Source organism: Haloferax sp. SDI50, from assembly GCF_059802635.1.
Window position 1 is genome coordinate 273,038 of the sequence record NZ_JBPULL010000003.1, and the last position, 18,006, is coordinate 291,043.

An 18,006-nucleotide genomic window follows, 5' to 3' on the forward strand; every position below is an offset into this window, starting at 1 on the left:
CGTGGCGCAGTCGGCTGACTTGTTCTCGGGAGTCGTTTCCAGCCTGAGCTATTGATACAGAAGAGCCAATAGCACGACACAGAGGCCAGCCGTGGTCACGAGCCCCCGTGCGAGTAGGATACTTCCTGTACTGGCACCTGCAAAATTGGCGACGGTCACTGTGAGGAACACGCCTGTCGTTAGGAGACCGATTCCGACGGCGAGCGAGCGCATTTTTGCAGCGTCGTTTCGCCTGAAGCCACGATACGCCAGAATCGAAACGAAGAGCCCAACGAGCGCAGTCACTCCCCGCGACAGCCAGACGATACTCTCGGGGGAAAGCGCCGCTGTCTCCGGGAGGCCCGTCATTTCGACCCACCTCCGTAGACGGTCCAGAGGATGACCCCTAACCCGGCGAGTTCGCACCCGCTCACGAATGCGGTACGACCGATGGGGCCCACACTTGTGAGGGTTGGTAATCCGACCCGAAGGAGCTCCGGAACAGTCGTGAGCAGAATCAGGCCGAGCGCGAGGTAGAGCATCCCGGACTGTCCTGGCCCCCGACGATAGCCGCGAAAGAGAACGATCGCGATGACGACCGACAGACTAATCGATAGGACGGTTAGCCCGATGACGGCGAGTGCAATCACCGGGTCAGCCGACGGCGAGCGGAGTTGTAACAGTACACCCAGCATTCAGGACAACCCCTCGAACAGGTCGGTGAATCGGTCGGCTGGGTTCTTCGCAGATCTCGTCACAGTCACCTCGTACGAACCGTCCTCGAACGTGACCGACACTTCGTCGACGGTCGCCACGTATCGTTTGTAGTGGTGGCCATCGGGATCGACCGTCTGTGCTTCGGCCACGAGGCCGGCCTCCCGCAATCGGTCGAGGCGACGGTACGCGGTCGGATCGGACATCTCACAGGCCGTACAGAGCTCGGAGGCGGACATCGGTTCAGTGGTGAGTTCGACGAGGATAGCTCGCGCGTACTCGTCGTCGAGCAACGCGAGGAGTTCATCGTCGCCGTCCTCGTCCATATTGTCCCTCTGCAAACGGTGGCACATAAAAATCCCTCCCGACTTCTGGATCGGAAGCCGATACCGGGGTGCTACCGTGATACCGCTCTTCCAGTCGAGTATGCCCCCCACAAAACCCCAAGAGAGGACTCCGTGGCGGGTCCGTTACTGGCTTACTTGGCCGGTTTGGAACCACGACGATCGACGACTTCGGGCCCCGTTCCGGGCTCTGCTCCCGCTCGTCCTAACGTTTCCGGCACTTGCAGTTATCCAGACGGCGGTTCGAGCCCGGTTCGAGCATCCGATTCGCGAGTTGCTCGAACTGCTCGGCTTGACAGTCGTTCTCGCTGGTGGACTCCTCGTCGCCGCGAGGCTCATCGACCGACGACCGGTCGTCGACTACGGCCTGTCGCTCGACCGCGATTGGTGGACGGCGGTCGCCGTCGGGAGCGTGATAGGAATCTCAGTCAACGCCGGGGAGCTCCTTGTGTCGATTTACGCCGGCTGGGCGTTCGTGACAGGCTTCACCGAAACTTCCGGTGTACTCCCGTTCGTTCCGGCGGTGGTCGTCACGTTTGCGTTGATCGCTGTCGCAGCAATCTGGGAGGAGTTCATTTTCCGAGCGACCATGTTGAAAAACCTCGCGGAAGGCGGGGCTGGATATGTGGGACGGAAGCCGGCAGCCCTTCTGGCTGTCCTGCTCAGTACGCTCGTTTTCGCGGCGCTACACGCTGGGAAGGTCACCCACGTCAGTCAGTACGGCTACTACGCGATTGCGGGTCTCGTACTCGGGGGGACGTACGCGCTCACCGGCGACCTCGCACTTCCAATCGGCTTTCACGTGTTCTACAACTTCTCACAGGGTCTCCTCGGACTCGGCGTCTCACAAGTCACGCCCGAACTCGTCGTTCTCGATCTCGCTGGCCCGGATACATTGATCGGCGAAGAGGGGCTCGTCCGTGTCTCCTTCGTGATTCTCGGTGGTCTCTTGCTTCTCGCGTATATCCGCTGGCGGGACGGGACGTTACAAATAAGCAACGCGTGACTCGGTGGACTCTAACCTCGATATGATGCACGACCGCGGCATCTGAGAGGACGCACGACGGTGGCACCATCCCGTCTCGTACTCTCAACGGTGGTACCGCCCCATCTAGTACTCTCGGCTGGAGCCGCGACGGCATCCGACCGAGAATTTCGCGAACTCGTCTTGAACTGCGTCGCTCATAACGCCAACCGTGCCGCAACAGAGCCAAATCAACCGCAGTCTGGCGACTCATCGGATTCGTATCGGGTAGTCTGTCGGGATTTCGAACCCGACGAGAGTCGCCGCTGTGACTGCCGTCGTCATCGAGCAGGTGACGTGTCCGCTTGACATTATGCAAAGCTTCCTTTACATTTATGTTGTTGGAGGCACACGTTTTTCGTATGGTAAACAGTCCGGTGCGCGCTTATGGTGCGCTGCTCGTCGTCGTCGCGGCGGCGGTCAGCGGCGCCGTCATCCTCTCTGGATTCGTCGCAATCGACTTTGTGCTCGACACGGTTACGGTGTGGGGCTATATGGCCGCTGTCGGCGTGATGATCGTCTGTGCGGTCGTCAGTTGGCTGACCGACCTCCCCGGAATCCTGTCGAGCGAGTTCGGAAGTGGGGGGCGGTGAGATGTCGCGGTGGCTCCCACCGACGTACAGTTTCCTGCTGTTCGTCGTTCCGGCGCTCCTGTCGGCGGTTGTCTCTCCCTTTCTCGGTGCGGAACCCTCACCCTCAGTCGGTGCGTTAGTCGTCGTTCCCGCGGTCATCGCCGTCTTCGCGAACGTCGGATACGCGGTTCGAAGCGGGTCGTCCTCCGACAGCGTGGTCGACGAACGCGACGTGCGCAACATCGACCGCGCGCTCAGTACGACCGGCGGAGTCATGCTCGCGTCGTTAGTCGGCGTGTTCGCGTCGTACGCCCTCAGTACCCGGCCGGTCCCGAGCGCAGTCACCTTCCTCGCGGTCGCAGGTCTCGGGACGATGTTCTGTGTCCTCGGCGCGACCGAGTTCCGACAGCGCGTCTGACACCGATGGAGAACGACATCCGAGTGAAGCGGGCCGAAGAACACATCACTCAAGAGGAACTGGCGACTGCGGTCGGCGTCAGCCGACAGACCATCTACGCCATCGAACACTCGCGGTACGACCCGTCGCTCGAACTCGCGTTCAAGCTCGCGCGCTATTTCGATTGTTCCGTCGAAGAGCTGTTTACACCGGAGTTCGACGGATGAGCGCACGGTTACTGCGTCGCTTTCGGCTGGTCGACCGGGGTCGAATCGGCCTTGAGCTCGCGGTACGTCTGCGTCGCCCAACCAATCGCCGAGGCCGTATCGTTGAACAGCACGCCCGTCGCACCGGCCTTCGAGTACGACACGAGCGCGCACGTCCGGTCCGCCCCCTCACCGAACAGGAGCAGTCCGAACGGCAGCGAGGCCGACGTTTCGTGGAGGCGGACGCATGAGGCCCGACGCGCGCGTCGGTACTCGTCAGGATACGTCGTCCGCAGGCACTGATGGACTTGCGGAGGCACGACGAGTTCGACATCGGCCTCTCGGCGCGTGGCGTGCTCGTGGCACACCTCGACGTACTGTTGTAACACGACCGGGGTGTAGCCGCGTAGCGACTCCGCCTCGCGCATCGTGTCGAGGAGATGTTGCAGTGGCTTGTCCGGAACGTGCGGCTCCGAGGACACGAGCGTCGCCCCGTCGTACATCGGTAGCTCGCCGTTCGCGCCTGATGGAACTTCCGACCCGAGGGAGTACGCTTCGGTCACGGCATCGAGACACCGTCGAGTCCGTTTGCACAGCCGATACACCGGCTGACCGAGCTCCGTCAGCCGGTAGCCGCTCGACGGGTCGCGGACGACCATCGACGCCGCTTCGAGTTCACCGATTGCCCGGTCCACCGTCGAACGAGAGACCCCAAGCGTCACCTCTAATTCCGGCTTGGATAATGCGCGATCCGAAAGCGACTCTAAGACGTCCCACCGGCGGGTGACGAGGTCGATTATCTCTTCGGTGGTTGGAGACGGCATCACCGACAACTTTTGACCTTCATTACTTGACATTTCTGTTGACTGAAATCCGGATTACAGTCACCACTTCCGAACTGCACCGTCTCCGCAGAGCGCGACGGATTCGTGCAGTTGCTGTGTCGTTACGTCACCTCGTGCGCGGCGACCGCAGTCGGTGCGGCTCTCTAACGGTCCATGACGCAATGTGTGTCCCTCCCATGGTGTCGATTGGGTAACACGATGACCCGAGCTAACGACAACGAACACGACAGTAACGAACAGGAGACGAGCGGACTCAACCGACGCAGTTTCGTTCGTCGCGCCGGCGCGGTCGGGACGGGGCTCGCGTTGTCCCCTGTCGCCGCCGGGAACGCCGTCGCTGCCGAGAACATCAGCATTCTCGACGGCAAAGCCGAGGCGAAAGTGGCGACTCGGTTGGCGAAGAGCGACGAGTTCGACCGTCTCGAAGCGAAGGCGAAGTCCCGTGACGGGACGGTGTCTCGCGGCGAGTCGGTCACCGTCGGCGAAGTCGAGGTCGCCGCCGACGACGCGCCGGACGGCGAGAAGATTCACCGGTACGTCGTCGAGTACCCGGTCAAGCACCCGAACGACGACGCCGAAGCCGCCGTCGTGCTCGCCGAAGACGCCACGTCGGGTTCGCTCATTCTGAGCGTTCTCGATTACACGCACAAGACGAAAGACGGATTCACCACCCGTATCGAGCGATTCGACGCCGGGGCTGGTGAACAGACGGTGTCCGCCGCACACAGCTCCGATGGCTTGGTGGCTACCGAACTCGACCTCGATGCCGATGCGACTCGGCGGGCCGTCAACAACGTCGACACGAACGCCGTCATCGACGAGATTTACGACGGGTTCACCACGGGGAGTGACCTGACGAACCTCGCGTGGGACCTCCTCGACGACGACGTCGATGTCGACGGCTGTTACGCCTGTGGGTTCGCCGTCGGCCTCACTTGTAGCGTCGGCTGCGCGGCGACCGGCGCGTTCATCTGCGGGCTCACCGGGATTGCAGTCCCCATCGCCGGCCTGACCTGTGTCGGCTTCGTCGGTATCATCTGCGACGTGGCCGACGCCCTCTCCGGATGCGGCGAAGCCGTCGCTGAAGAGGTCTGTGCTGACCGGACGAACTGGTGCTAAGTAGGGGCAGTGACATACGTGCCTCTATCCCGCGTTACGAACGACCTCGGTAGCCGACTGCGTCGAGACGAGTACACTGGCTCGAATCGGTGTTGGGCCTGTACGGCGGTGAACGTTGCTCTCTCGGCACTCGTCGCGGTCGTCTTGATTCCGCTGTCCGGTGTCGCGGCCCTTGTGGCGTTGACCGGGGCGCTCGCGACGGTGTACTTTCGAGGCTACCTCGTTCCGGGCACGCCGGAACTGACAAAGCGCTACCTGCCGTCACGGCTCCTCGCGTGGTTCGGCAAGCAGCCGCTGACGGTGTCACGCGAGGAGAGCACCGACGCATGGCTTCTCTCGCAGGGGCTTTTACGCGAGTCCTCGGATGGAGACTTCGCTCTCGACCCGGAGTTCAAAGCGTCGCTGGCCGCGGTTGACCCGCCGCAGTCGCCATCGGCTTCGCTCGCACGCGACGTCCTCGAACTCCCTCCGACCGACGGCTCGTTCACCAGCCAGCAGGGTCGCTACACGCTTTCGGACGACGGCGACCCTATCGCAGCGTGGCCGTCCTCGCTTGCGCTTGACGCGGACCTTCGGGCGAAAGCGGTTCTCTCGGAGCAATATACTGGGTGGAACGAACGTCCGCCGGACGAAATCGCCGCCCTCCTCCGAAGCGTCCGCGCAACGGTTGACCGCTGTCTTCGGTGTGACGAACCGACCGAATACGAGCAGGTGACTCACGAGACGTGTTGTGCGTCCGTGACCGTCGAGCGACTCACGTGCCCGCAGTGTGACGAGTCACTGGTGGAACTACGTCGCTAACTCTCGCGGACAGCGCGAGTCACCTCGTCGACCAGGACGCGACGCGACAGCCGTCCCCCAAACTCGACCGTTTATTTCCTCTCGTGGGCCGACCGTGTGACTCGAACACTATCCACCGAAATCGGTCGTCCCCAATTCGAGGTCCGTCGTCTTCTCTGGGATGCACTCAACAACACTCAACAAGCTCTCGGGACCGTGATTATCGTTCTCGACGAGATTGACCACGTACACGTTCCCCTGCCGGATTGTCCGTACCGACAACAACGGCTACATCGACGGCCAACTGGGCCTCATCGGGAACAGTACCGACTTGACGTGCCAGTAAGCTGAAATCGACTATCCGATTCCAGAAAAGCCGCTCACAGACAGTCCGGTAGCGAAAACCGACAGCCTACAAAGGTAAGTCACAGCTCGAACCTCCCGACCGGTCGAGCAACTCATCGCACGGAAACAAGCGTCGCTCGTTAGTGACTCGTTCTAAGAACCAAGGTTTTCGGAGTTAGCGTAAATGTGACAACGAATTACTATTTTCGATTACCTCATTGTCGTCCAGAGACAACGAGGATTAGCAAAATATCGGCAGGTCTGCGAGTTCAGGTGATGAATTATATATCGCTATACCAAATGTCGGGGTGCGTCGTACTGTCTCGGCGTATGAAACCTAGTCTGTGTATGTTTCCCCGCCTATTACTCCGACCCCTGTTGGTCCAACACCCTTCGGGTGGTATCTGACTGGATGGGTTATCGTCGTCGGACTGGCTCTTGTCGTGGGTGGAGCGGAGTACGGAGTTCGCCACGTCAGGGAAGGGTAACAACGGATCAGGCTCCGTACAAACCACGACTGAGGGGCACAAAACGAGAGCAAACGGGTCCCGGACGGTGCATCCGGCAGGCAACGATGGACAAACGCGAACGGGGAGAGGTGTGGAGACTCCGTTTCAGTACTGCCTCGTCTGGCGGCGTCGGCGGCGTGGCTCTCCATTACGCCGTCCACAGCGAACAGGACGACGGGGAGTCTCGCCCGTCACCGGACGAGTGCCCTCGTGTACGCCGAGAGGCTCTCGGTCGCGACGACCACGCCGAGGATGACGAGCAGCACTGTCGCGACCGATTGCCACGCGAACGCGTTGACCGCTCGGAACAGTTGGACGCCGATTCCGCCCGCGCCGACGAACCCGAGTACGGTCGAGTCGCGGATATTGATATCCCACCGGTAAATCGAGAGCCCGACCAACGCGGGTTTCACCTGCGGAAGGATGCCGTAGAGCAACACCTGCACCGAAGACGCGCCGGCCGCACGGACCGCTTCCACTTGGCCGAAGTCGATTTCCTCGATTTCTTCGCCCAGCAGTTTCCCAAGGAACCCGACCGAGCGGAACGCGATGGCGACCGCGCCCGCCAGGGGTCCCGACCCGAACATGACGACGAAGAACAGCGCCCAGATGATGGTGTTCACCGACCGACTCACGGTCACGATGAGCTTTCCGAGCCAGAAGGTCACGGCGTTCGGAGTCGTGTTCTCGGCGGCGAGCAGCGCCACCGGGACTGAGAGTACCAGCGCCCCGATGGTCCCAAGCGCGGCGATCTGAATCGTCTCGACCAGCGGTTCGACGATGCGAGTGGTGTACGCCACATCCGGCGGGTACATTCGGGTGAGGAGGTCGGCTACCTCCCGAGGAATCGTGTCCGGTCTGACGATGCCGATGTCCATGAACTGCCACGACCCGACCACGGCGACGGCGGCAACCAACGTGAGGACGAAGCGGCTGATTCGCCGCCGCCGGTCGAACCGTTCCCATCGGCGCTCGTCGGTCGCCATCAGCTGTACCTCCGTCGGACGACCGCGCTCACGCCTTCAGCCACCAGCACGACCGCGATGATGGCCAGCAGAATAGCCGTGACGTACTGGTAGTCGTAACGGTTGAACGCGGTCAGGAGGACCGACCCGATTCCACCTGCGCCGACGATACCGATGATAGTCGACGTGCGGATGTTGATGTCCCACCGATACACCGACAGCCCGGCGAACCGCGGGATAATCTGCGGGACGACCCCGTACAGTAGCGTCTGAACCGGCGATGCCCCGGAGGCCCGCACCGCATCAACGGACCCCATGTCGATGTCTTCGAGGTCCTCGGCGAGCAGTTTCGAGAAGAAGCCGACCGTCTTGAACGTAATCGTGAGGATGCCCGCCAGCGGCCCGAACCCGATGGCCTTGACCGCGATGATGGCGATGATGATGGCGTTGAACGCCCTGGAGATTGAGATGACTCCCCGATTAATCGCGTACAACGGCTTTGGCGAGAGGTTCTCCGCGGCCATGAACGCAATCGGGACACTGAGGACGATGCCGGTGAGCGTCGAGACCATTGCCATCGCGACGCTTTCGAGCATCTTCCCGACGATTCGGTCGGCCTGTCGTGGGGTCGCAGACGGGGGGAAGAAATCACCGACGAGGGAGACGGCGCTTCCGAGTCCCTGTGCGATCCGTCCTGGGTCGGCACCGACTCCGAACCCCGACCACACGAAGAAGCCGAGAACGCCGGCGTAGACCGCCCACTTCAGCTCTCGACGCCGAAAGACGGTCGGGCGCTCCCAGGTTCGTTCGCCGGCCGCCACGTTAGGTCTCCCCCCGCAGCGACCGGTCAACATTAGCGAGGACAGCCTCTTTTTCGCCCGATTCGGCGGGTGCGTCCGCGTTCCCACCGGCGTTGTCGGGGACCTCCGCACCGCGGTACACCTGATCTAACCCGCGGTCGTCGAGCGCTTCCGGGGGTCCCTCGAAGACGAGTTCGCCGTCGTGGAGGCCGACGATGCGGTCAGCGTGCTCCATCGCGAGGTCGACCTCGTGGATGTTGATGAGCACCGGGACTTCGCGCTCGGCGGCGATATCCGTCAACAGCCGCATCACCGTCTCGGACGTCTCCGGGTCGAGACTCGATGTCGGCTCGTCGACCAGCAGAATCTTGGGCTGTTGAATCACGGCCCGCGCGATGCCGACGCGCTGGCGCTGGCCGCCGGACAGTTCGTCGACGCGTTTGTTCTCCATGCCGTCGAGGCCGACTCGTTCGAGAACCTCGTAGGCTCGTTCGATGTCTTCCGCCGGGAACGACCGACGGAACGCCTTCCAGGCCGACACGTACCCCAGCCGGCCCGTGAGAACGTTCTCCATCACGGTCAGCCGCTCGACGAGGTTGTACTCCTGGAATATCATCCCGATGTCCCGGCGGGCCGACCGAAGCGCATCGTCGCCCAGTTCGGTCAGCTCCGTGTCGTCGAGGTGGACCTCGCCGTCGCCGGGCTCGGTCAGCCGGTTGATACACCGGATGAACGTGCTCTTGCCGGCCCCGCTGGGGCCGATCATGGCGACGGTCTCGCTTCCCTCGACGGACAGCGTGACGCCTTTCAGCGCCTCGTCGCCCGTCGGGTAGGTCTTCCGGAGGTCGGTTACCCGGAGCATCTACGACCCGAGCGCGCTCTCGGTGTACTCGACACCGTTGTATCCCTGGATAATCATGATGTCTTTGAACACCGTCCGGTAGTCGATGGGGACGAACTGGTCGTAGCCGGTTCGGTTTTCGAAAGCCGTCCCCGCGAAGTCCGATTCGAGGTACGCCCGCCGAATTCCCTCCTGTATCTCGGGTTTGAGGTTGTATCGGTACGCGACCGGGCCGTTCGGGAACGGCGCGGACGCCCACACGATTTTGAAGTCGTCGAAGCTGAGGTCGCTTTGGGCCTCGACGGTGTCCACCATACAGGTCGAACAGATGGGGCCGGCGTCGTAGTCGCCGGCGGCGATGCCGCGGGTCGTGTTGCCGTGCCCGCCCGAGAAGTTGACCTCGTAGTCCTCCTCGGCGGTCACGCCGAAGTATTGGTCGAACAGCGCCGACGGTGCCTGATGTCCGGAGTTCGACGCGGGCTCGGAGTGGCCGACCCTCACGTCGTCGCGGGCGAAGTCCTCGACGCTCTGAATGTCGTCGGCGTCGGCGCGCGTGGTCGCGAACAGCCGGTATCCGAACAGTTCGTCGGGCGTGAGACCGGCCGCGAACGGGACCGCCCCCGCCAGGTTGACTGCGAAGGCCGTCGTCCCGGTCGAGAAATTCGCGATGTGAGCCCGTTCGGAGCGCATCGCTTCGACGGACGCCGCGTAGCTGTTGACCTTGCTGAACTCGACGGGTTTGCCGGTCTCCTCTTCGATGCGGTCGAAGACGGCCCGGAAGTCGTCTTCGAACCGGCCCTGAACGTCCTCGCTCGGGCTCTCGGTGAACACGAGGGTGTCGGGGTCGAGCCACTCGTCTTCGTTGTCGGGCGTCTCTTGGACGGGCTGGCCGTGAGGAATCTCCTCGACCTCGCGGTTACGCATGGTTTCGAGGTCGACCGTCGACCCGCGCTGGTAGTCCTCGTCGACCAGCGCCGTCGACAAGTAGTTGTTTTCCTCCCAGGCTGGGTTCGCCGGGTCGAAACTGCTCGCGGACGCGAGCATCGGGTCGCCGCCGGAACCGCTGGACTCCGAACCACCGGAATCGCCGGAGCCGCCGGAGCCGCCGGAACCGCCGGAGTCGCTATTTCCGCCGCCGGACGCGGAACAACCCGCAAAGCCAGCGGCGAGCGCGGCCGCCGATGTCTTCAGAAACGTCCGCCGTCGCCTGCCGTTATCGTCTGTCATCGAGTGGACAGCAGGATTGACTACTGATATATGTTATGTAATTTTGATATGTTTGGGTAAGTATATTTTGTGATAGTCCGGTCGGTACGGTTGAATGTGTACCACTCATTCGAGTCCGTGTGGCTCAGTAGAGTACGTAACAGCAACAACAGATATGTTGGTCTTCATAGATTATGTAGCGTTTAGTCCCCTATATATCAGCGTCCCGATACTGGTTTATGCACGCTCTCCCAGGCAGAGTGTATGCCCGTGCGCACGCTCGTCGGCCGCCTCGCCGAGTTCGACCCGTCGCCGCCGCCGTTCGCGCCCGGGTCGTGAATAGGGAGGCTCGGAACGAGCCGTCGAGGGGTGGCGAAAAGGGATGTCGGAGGACGCGGACAGCACCCGACCGAATCGGCACAATCGTTCTGCTCTCCGCGGAGTTCGCGGTGTCGTCGCCCCCGTCAAGGTCCCAACGCCGCGATATCGGCACCGACCGTCGCCAGCGCGTCGGCGGGGTTCGGGTCGCTATCGGCCAAGTGCGTGTACCGGTGGTTCGGAACCTCCGAGAGCGCCGCAGCGATGGACTCGCTGTACGTCTCGACGCCGGCCTCGGTAGGGTCGTTACCGCCCCAGACATCGCGGATGACGGTCATCGAGTCGATTCGAACGTCCACGCTGTGTGGCTCGTAGCGGGACAGCAGTTCGGACAGGCCGAGTTGGAGGGCGACGTACTCGGCGGTGTTGTTCCCGGTCCGAGAGCCGACGGGGCGACCGAGTCGGGCGAGTTGGGTCTCCTCCGAGTCCATGATGACCGCGCCCGCGCCCGCGGGGCCGGGGTTACCGCGTGAACTGCCGTCGACGTACAGGACGAACGAATCGTCAATCGACTCAGCGACGGGCGGGTTGGCGAGTTCTGCTGCCGACAGTTCACCGAGCGCGCGTCGCAGCTCTCCCCGTGTCGTCTCGGGGTCGAACAGGCCGCCGTAGCCGGATACCGCGTCGTCGATGGCGTCGGTGGCTGCGGCCATCTCGTAACCGACGCCCGCGAGCACCTCGTCGACGAGCGCGGCGAGCGGCGAGAGATGCTCGGCGGGAAGCGGCTCCTCGGTCACGGTTCTGGGGCCTCCTTCCGGTCGCCGGTCCGCGCCCTCACACCACCGGTCTCGGTTGCGTTCGTCGGCCCGTCGAACAACTGCATATCCGTTCTCGGTCGTCGAGCGGCATAATCCCTTCCGGTGGTTCGCCCACTCGCTCGATGTCGTCTGTGACCGCCACCGGCGGACGTTCGCAGGTATCGAAGCCTGTGCGGCCGACGACGATGCGACGGACGGGGTTCGGATGTCGGCGCGCGGCGGGTGAGGCGCTCAGAGCGCACACCCAAAACTATCCGTCTCGTCGTGGAACGAATCAGTCGTGAAACCGTATCCGTCGACGCCTCACCTCGTCGATGCCCCCGAGGAGTTGCTGTCGAGTGGCCACCTATGGCTCCGCGAGCACGTCGCCGGCCCCCGACTACGATTTCAGATGAGGTCGTCGGGTCGCCTGCTGTTCGGGGACCGAGATTGCGTCTTCGACGACGTGCCGCCGCCGCACGAATGCGCCGTTCGACACGTTCGAGAGCGATTCGACCGCGACGCGTTTCACGACGCAGTCGATGAGCCGAGGTCGTACGTCTTCTTCGGCGTCGCACCGTGTCACGTCGGTATTGACTACGACTGGGAGCGAATGCCGCCGTTTCTCGGTCGGGCCATCTGGAACGAAACCGACGAACGACTCGTTCCCATCGACGAGTCCGAGCGAGTGTTCGAACGGCTGGGTCTGACGCCGGTAAACACCTTCCGGAAGGAACTGAACGTCCGGGATTTTCACCCCGACCGGCTCGATATCCCCGAGTCAGCGTGGTACGACGGCCCCGCCGCGGGGGTTATCGTCGAGAACAGACGCGGTGGTCGCGCACTCATCCGAGGGTCCGTCCTCGACGAGCCGGACGACTACGAGCCGATACGAGGAGAGCCGGACGCAATCGCCGCCGACCTCGTAACCGACACGCGGGTCCGCCGAGCCATCGAAGCCGCCGAAGCGTCTCGGCCGTCGCTCACGACCGACGAAGTTCACGCACGCGTGTTCGAGACGGCTGTTCGAGAGGAGTACGGCCGACTCGACCGGGGCCGCGTCGATTGGAAGCCGTTGCGGTCCGCAATCGGGTCGGCCGTCGCCGAGAAACGCAGTACGCTAACCGAGTGAGTGAACTGCCAGTTGAGAGCCCGCCTCGACCGAGTAACTCTCCGTGCGCGGGGAGCTAAGCGACGACGGTTCTCAGGCGTCTCCACTGTCACCGGCTTCCTCGTCAGCCAAGAGCCTGTACTCGATATAGCTATCCAGCTCCGACCGAATGGAACGGGAGGCCCCTGTCGTCACCCGTTCGAAGGTGAGTCCGCTAACCAGCGTCACCAGAAAATCCGTGACTAGTTCTGGATCCACCGCTCTGAAATCCCCTGATTCGATGCCGTCTCGTAGTATCTCCCGTATCGTTTCGCGGAAGAGGTCTTGGGACTGATTGAAACACGCTCGGAACGCTTCGTCTTGTGCCGCCTGCATCCGCAGTTCCGTCAGTACCGTTTCGTAATCCCGAATCTCTTGTTCGTCAGGTCCGGGGATGACTTGGTCGAGGAGGGTTCGAAGTCGGGTTTCTGGGTCTCCGTCGTCAGCGACGGGCATCCCAACCTGTACGATTCGGTTAAGCAGGTAGTCGAGAAGGTCCAAGAGAACGTCGTCTTTTCCATCGTAATGGTAGAAGACCAGCCCTTCTGATTTGGAAAAGTGCCGACTGATTCGGTCAATCGTAAGGTTGGCATATCCGTGTTCGGCAAGGGCTTCAAACGTCGCTTTCAAAATCTCGATCTTGGTATCTTCAGGCTCATCGGCAAAAAGAGGGCCCCGTTTGTCCATACTATCCGATTCTCCCTGCACCCAATTAGCGGTTACTCTCTCTGGACGACTCGGCTCTGTGATTGAGTCACCTGCTAACTCTGTCGGGAGTTATCTATCCATAGGCCGGTCGTACCTGTGTTTCGGAGTCGTCTCCCCTATCCGCATTGAGGGTGCTACTGGCCGAGACCGACACATTAATCCGTCCGCTCGGGATTTGACTAAGTACTCAGTAAGGATGACACAGAATATACTTCGGAGCTCACGGTTGTTGACCGCCGCGCTTACTACCGTCCTCGTCATGGGACTGGTTGCCGGCGCGATTCCCGCCGTTGCGACCGCTCAGACATCGCAGTCTGGAAGCGTCGTTGGGAACCCAGATATCACGTTTGCAACTTCGTCCGGAACGCTCTCTGCGGGCACGACTGACGAGCTCGCAATCTCGGTCGTCAACCGCGGTCTAATTATCGAACACGGTCCATCGCAGTACGAAGAGGAAGTGATGACTGCGAGGGGATTAACGTTCGAAATAGACGACGAAAACGCTCCAATCGACGTCCAAACCGGGCAGGTCTCTCTCGGAAACTTCCCGACTGGAAGCACCGAGAAGACAATCTCGGTCACTATCTCGGAAGACGCTGAACCGGGAACCTATCAACTCCCGGTCACCTACGAGTATTCGCACACTCGCCAGCTTCGGTATAGCTCCAGCGGAACCACTGAGGGGACCGATTCCACGCGAACGGAGACCGGCACGATAACGATTCGAATCAACGACGACGCTCGGTTCGAAATCGTCGAGACAAACGCGACGACGCAAGTCGGTGATGATAACGATATCTCGTTCACGCTCAGGAACACCGGCTCGGAAATTGCGAAAGCCGCGACTGTGAACGCAGAGTCACAGAGTAGCTCCTTGACGTTCGAGTCCGGCGACACGTCCTCGACGGCATCTGTTGGCGACTGGGAGCCGGGCGAAAACCGGACGGTTACGTACCGTGCCGCGCTCCAATCCGGCTCCGCCGCGCGCGCATATGCGCTGGACCTCGTGGTCAATTACGACGACAGTGACGGTATCAGCCGTACGTCCAATCCGATTACGACCACTGTCGAGTCGCTCCCCGAGCAGTCGTTCGCCTTCTCGGACGTCTCCTCGTCGCTCCGAGTGGGCGAGGATGGAGAAGTCGTCGGCACGGTCGAGAACACCGGCCCTAACACGGTTCGAAGCGTGACCATTCGTCCGGTTGACAGTTCAGAAACAGTTATTCCGGGTGAGGATTCCACTGCCGTCGGGTCGCTCGCACCGGGCGAATCCAAGTCCTTCCGCCTCCCGATGGAGGTTACGAGTGAGGCGGAGGTCGGCGACAAATTACTCAATGTCGAGGTTCGGTACCGTGACGGCGACGGAGACCAGCGGACCTACGACAAACTCGACCTCCTGACGACTATCGGCCCGGACCGAGACGAGTTCGGACTCGCGGTTTCCGACCGGACGATTACCGTCGGTAAATCGCGGGTCGTCACCGTCGAAGTGACGAATAACCTCAACGAGACGGTCACCGATATCGAAGCGCGTCTATTCGCTGACGACCCCCTCAGCGCCGCTGGTTCGGACACGAGCTACATCGAGTCCTTAGAGCCCGGTGAGTCCGCGACGCTGGCGTTCGAAGTGACGGCGTCGTCGGCGGCGACGACGGGAAGCACGTACCCCATCTCGTTCGACTTCCGCTACACGGATAGTGACGGCAGCACGCACCTCACGGACACGTTCAGGAAACCGCTGGATGCCGTTCAGCCCCAGAACAGCGGCGTGTCGCCGATAACGCTCATCTTAGGGTTGGGGGTGGTTGTCGCAGGCGGTGTCGCAGTCGTCTACTGGAGGCGGAAGTAATGTCACTGGCTGAGAGGATTGAAACGGCGACCGAACGCCTCAACACGACAATCGTGGACCGCCCGCGCGTAGTTGTCGTCGCCTTTTTGCTGCTCACGGGTGTGTTCATCGGCGGGTTAGGGTCTGTGCAGATGAGCGCTGGCGGACTCGACGCGTTCACGGATGACTTACCCGAACAGAAAACCCTCGATGAGGTCGAACAGAACTTCGAGCAGCCGTTCCAGACGGATGCTCAGACGACGACGCAACTCATTCGGACGAAGAGCAACGTTCTGACTCGGGAGGCGCTCGTCCGCGACGCTCGCCTGCTCGAACGCGTTGCCGAACACGATGAGTACCGGATGGAATCGGCTCGTGGCCCGGCTCCAATCATTGCGCAGCATCTCAATCCGTCGGCGACGACACCGGCAGACTACCGGCGAACGCTCGAACGGGCGACTCCGTCCGAAATCAGACAGGCCGTTCGCGAACTCGACGACTCGTCCCGACTGTCCGGAGTGGTCTCGAACGATTTCAATCCGACCAGCGTCTCCGCGTCTGCCTCGATTACGACGATTTCGCATGACTTCCCGGGGAGCTTCGGTGACGACGACCTAACTGCTGTCCAGACGGACCTCCAAGCGATTGCTGACGACACGCCGGGCGACGTTCGTGCGTTCGGGTCGGGGACGACCGAAACAGAGATTTCGCAGTCCGTACAGGACTCGCTTCTGATCGTGATGCCCGTCGTAATCCTGTTGTTACTCTTCTTCTTGGTGGTCGCGTATCGCGACCCCATCGACGTGCTGTTGGGACTGGTCGCACTCGTGATGACGATTATCTGGACGTTCGGATTCCTCGGCTATTCGGGGATTCCGTTTAGCCAGCAGATGATTTCGGTTCCGGTGTTACTGCTTGCGGTCGGTGTTGACTTCGGCATCCACATTATCAACCGCTACCGAGAAGAGACCGAACGCGGGTTCGAAGCGATCGAAGCGATGCGAGAAGCGAACGCCCAGCTCCTCATCGCGTTCGTCATCGTCACCGTGACGGCGGTGTTCGGATTCGGTGCAAACGTCATCTCCGACCTGACGCCGATTCGGAATCTGGGTATCGCCTCGGCGGTCGGGATTATCTTCACGTTCCTCATCTTCGGGCTGTTTTTACCCGCAACCAAGTTGGTGTGCGACAATGTGCGCACGCGGCTCGGCGTCCCGGAGTTCAACTCGTCCCCGATAGCGTCCGAGGACTCAGCCCTCGGACGAGTGTTAGCGTTCCCTGCACGGGTGAGTCAGCACGCACCAGCGGTAATCGTCTTGGGACTAGTCCTGTCAAGTGTCGCCATGGGCGCGTACGGGGCCGGCGTCGGCACCTCGTTCGAAAACGAGGACTTCCTTCCGCCCGAGGAGCTCCCAGCCTACGTCACGGGCTTACCTGAACCGTTCGCGCCAGGCGAGTATACGATCACGTCAACGATCAACTTGCTCGATGACAAATTCGGGAGCAGTCAGGGGAGCACGGTGAAAATATATGCCCGAGGGAACTTCAAGGAAGATCACGCGCTCGAAGCCCTCGCAGCTCCGAACGACAATCCCCCGGAGTCGTTTGCAGTTGGACCCGGTGGGCAAGCAGAGGCACAGAACATCGTGACGGTCATTCAATCCCACGCGGAGCAAGACGAAGAGTTCGCCGCCTTAGTCGCCCGGAACGACCAGAACGATAACGGGATTCCCGACCGGAACCTCGAACGAATTTACGACGAACTGTTCGCTTCCTCGTCGAGCGAGCGGGCCGAACAGTACCTCACTGATGATTACCGGTCCGCGCTGGTCGAATATCAGACTGACTCTGATGCGTCACAGACAGAAGTGACAACTGCTGGGGAAGAAATGGCGGATGAGTTCCAGTTTAAAGCAACGTCTACGGGAGATGTCGTCGTCCGCGCAGCGGTGATGGACCGCATCTTCCAGTCTGCGATTCAGGGACTCGTCCTCGCGGTCGTCCTGACCGCCGTATTCCTCGTGGCGATATACGGTGTTCTGGAGCGGAAACCGCTGCTCGGCGTGGTCAACGTCTTCCCGATACTGATCGCAATCGCGTTCTTGCTCGGAACGATGCGGTATCTGGATATCACGCTGAACGCGCTGACCGCGACGATTCTCTCCATCTCGGTCGGGGTCGGCATCGCCTATTCGGTGCACACGACCCACCGCTTCATCGACGAGTTCGACGCGACGACGGGCGCACACGAAGCGATGATGATCACGCTGACCGGAACGGGAGGCGCGTTGTTCGGCAGTATGCTGACGACCGCGTTGGGGACCGGTGCGCTCGCGCTCGCCATCACCCCGATTCTCGGCAACTTCGGCGTCCTCATCGGCCTGAGCGTCACCTATTCGTTCCTGGCGGCGGTGATTGCACTCCCGCCCGCGGTGTTGCTCTGGGAACGAACACAGCAATGGAATCTCGACCTGTTGGCGCGACTCCGTCCGAGCGACGGCCGCGAGGGCACAGACCAGACCGCACCGCGGGGATAATATCGGTGCGCACGCAACCCGG

The 18,006-nt window shown here is 61.7% G+C and carries 19 protein-coding genes and 1 pseudogene; 10 read left to right on the forward strand and 10 right to left on the reverse strand.

All coding sequences use genetic code 11. The annotated features are described in order from the left end of the window. Window positions 1-48: 48 nt before the first annotated feature. The 3 genes from ACSR87_RS18250 to ACSR87_RS18260 are packed head-to-tail and all read right to left on the reverse strand — an operon-like array spanning window position 49 to window position 1,019. The gene (locus ACSR87_RS18250; protein ID WP_498531618.1) at window positions 49-348 is read right to left on the reverse strand and encodes a DUF7521 family protein; all 300 of its coding nucleotides are present in this window, start codon (window positions 346-348) and stop codon (window positions 49-51) included. Continuing rightward, window positions 345-629 (reverse strand): hypothetical protein, encoded by a 285-nt coding sequence (locus ACSR87_RS18255; RefSeq protein ID WP_498531619.1) that lies wholly within the window; start codon window positions 627-629, stop codon window positions 345-347. The genes ACSR87_RS18250 and ACSR87_RS18255 overlap by 4 nt, the downstream gene beginning before the upstream one ends. Before the next feature lie 45 nt (window positions 630-674). After that, window positions 675-1,019, reverse strand: a complete 345-nt coding sequence (locus tag ACSR87_RS18260) for an ArsR/SmtB family transcription factor (RefSeq protein ID WP_498531620.1) — start codon at window positions 1,017-1,019, stop codon at window positions 675-677. Between the two features lie 76 nt (window positions 1,020-1,095). Here ACSR87_RS18260 and ACSR87_RS18265 point away from each other — a divergent pair, with 76 nt between their 5' ends. The 4 genes from ACSR87_RS18265 (at window position 1,096) to ACSR87_RS18280 (ending at window position 3,257) form a co-directional block, all read left to right on the forward strand. Next, window positions 1,096-2,043, forward strand: coding sequence for a CPBP family intramembrane glutamic endopeptidase (locus ACSR87_RS18265; RefSeq protein WP_498531621.1), 948 nt, complete (start codon window positions 1,096-1,098; stop codon window positions 2,041-2,043). A gap of 380 nt (window positions 2,044-2,423) precedes the next feature. Then, window positions 2,424-2,654: a hypothetical protein gene (locus ACSR87_RS18270; protein ID WP_049897151.1), complete on the forward strand. Its 231-nt coding sequence runs from the start codon at window positions 2,424-2,426 to the stop codon at window positions 2,652-2,654. Window position 2,655: 1 nt separating this feature from the next. Next, window positions 2,656-3,051, forward strand: coding sequence for a hypothetical protein (locus tag ACSR87_RS18275; protein WP_498531622.1), 396 nt, complete (start codon window positions 2,656-2,658; stop codon window positions 3,049-3,051). Window positions 3,052-3,056: 5 nt separating this feature from the next. Next, on the forward strand, window positions 3,057-3,257 hold the full coding sequence (locus ACSR87_RS18280) for a helix-turn-helix transcriptional regulator (RefSeq protein WP_004043228.1): 201 nt from the start codon (window positions 3,057-3,059) through the stop codon (window positions 3,255-3,257). Window positions 3,258-3,265: 8 nt separating this feature from the next. Here ACSR87_RS18280 and ACSR87_RS18285 read toward each other — a convergent pair whose 3' ends face one another. Next, window positions 3,266-4,060 (reverse strand): helix-turn-helix transcriptional regulator, encoded by a 795-nt coding sequence (locus ACSR87_RS18285; RefSeq protein WP_498531623.1) that lies wholly within the window; start codon window positions 4,058-4,060, stop codon window positions 3,266-3,268. Window positions 4,061-4,279: 219 nt separating this feature from the next. Here ACSR87_RS18285 and ACSR87_RS18290 point away from each other — a divergent pair, with 219 nt between their 5' ends. From ACSR87_RS18290 to ACSR87_RS18300, 3 genes and pseudogenes are all read left to right on the forward strand, one after another. Continuing rightward, on the forward strand, window positions 4,280-5,200 hold the full coding sequence (locus tag ACSR87_RS18290; RefSeq protein WP_498531624.1) for a halocin C8-like domain-containing protein: 921 nt from the start codon (window positions 4,280-4,282) through the stop codon (window positions 5,198-5,200). An 18-nt stretch (window positions 5,201-5,218) separates the two neighbouring features. Then, the gene (locus tag ACSR87_RS18295) at window positions 5,219-6,001 is read left to right on the forward strand and encodes a DUF8054 domain-containing protein (protein ID WP_498531625.1); all 783 of its coding nucleotides are present in this window, start codon (window positions 5,219-5,221) and stop codon (window positions 5,999-6,001) included. Between the two features lie 117 nt (window positions 6,002-6,118). Next, window positions 6,119-6,317, forward strand: a pseudogene (locus ACSR87_RS18300) (cell division control protein Cdc6); the annotation flags it as partial. Window positions 6,318-7,025: 708 nt separating this feature from the next. Here ACSR87_RS18300 and phnE (ACSR87_RS18305) read toward each other — a convergent pair. From phnE (ACSR87_RS18305) to ACSR87_RS18325, 5 genes are all read right to left on the reverse strand, one after another. Beyond that, window positions 7,026-7,820 (reverse strand): phosphonate ABC transporter, permease protein PhnE, encoded by a 795-nt coding sequence (phnE, locus tag ACSR87_RS18305; protein ID WP_008572575.1) that lies wholly within the window; start codon window positions 7,818-7,820, stop codon window positions 7,026-7,028. Beyond that, the gene (gene phnE / locus ACSR87_RS18310) at window positions 7,820-8,620 is read right to left on the reverse strand and encodes a phosphonate ABC transporter, permease protein PhnE (protein WP_498531626.1); all 801 of its coding nucleotides are present in this window, start codon (window positions 8,618-8,620) and stop codon (window positions 7,820-7,822) included. The genes phnE (ACSR87_RS18305) and phnE (ACSR87_RS18310) overlap by 1 nt, the downstream gene beginning before the upstream one ends. Before the next feature lies 1 nt (window position 8,621). After that, a complete protein-coding gene (gene phnC, locus ACSR87_RS18315) occupies window positions 8,622-9,461 on the reverse strand; it encodes a phosphonate ABC transporter ATP-binding protein (protein WP_498531627.1) in 840 nt (279 codons plus the stop codon). Further along, window positions 9,462-10,484, reverse strand: a complete 1,023-nt coding sequence (gene phnD, locus ACSR87_RS18320; RefSeq protein ID WP_498531693.1) for a phosphate/phosphite/phosphonate ABC transporter substrate-binding protein — start codon at window positions 10,482-10,484, stop codon at window positions 9,462-9,464. A gap of 626 nt (window positions 10,485-11,110) precedes the next feature. Continuing rightward, window positions 11,111-11,761 (reverse strand): ribonuclease HI family protein, encoded by a 651-nt coding sequence (locus tag ACSR87_RS18325; protein WP_498531628.1) that lies wholly within the window; start codon window positions 11,759-11,761, stop codon window positions 11,111-11,113. 412 nt (window positions 11,762-12,173) lie between these two features. On the opposite strand from ACSR87_RS18325, the gene ACSR87_RS18330 reads away from it, so the two are divergent. After that, window positions 12,174-12,893, forward strand: a complete 720-nt coding sequence (locus ACSR87_RS18330; protein WP_498531629.1) for a hypothetical protein — start codon at window positions 12,174-12,176, stop codon at window positions 12,891-12,893. Window positions 12,894-12,965: 72 nt separating this feature from the next. Here ACSR87_RS18330 and ACSR87_RS18335 read toward each other — a convergent pair whose 3' ends face one another. Then, on the reverse strand, window positions 12,966-13,598 hold the full coding sequence (locus ACSR87_RS18335; RefSeq protein WP_498531630.1) for a TetR/AcrR family transcriptional regulator: 633 nt from the start codon (window positions 13,596-13,598) through the stop codon (window positions 12,966-12,968). Window positions 13,599-14,079: 481 nt separating this feature from the next. Between ACSR87_RS18335 and ACSR87_RS18340 the strand changes: the two genes are divergently transcribed. Next, window positions 14,080-15,468, forward strand: coding sequence for a COG1361 S-layer family protein (locus tag ACSR87_RS18340; RefSeq protein ID WP_498531694.1), 1,389 nt, complete (start codon window positions 14,080-14,082; stop codon window positions 15,466-15,468). Beyond that, on the forward strand, window positions 15,468-17,984 hold the full coding sequence (locus ACSR87_RS18345) for an efflux RND transporter permease subunit (protein WP_498531631.1): 2,517 nt from the start codon (window positions 15,468-15,470) through the stop codon (window positions 17,982-17,984). Before ACSR87_RS18340 ends, ACSR87_RS18345 begins: the two co-directional genes overlap by 1 nt. Window positions 17,985-18,006 lie beyond the last annotated feature (22 nt).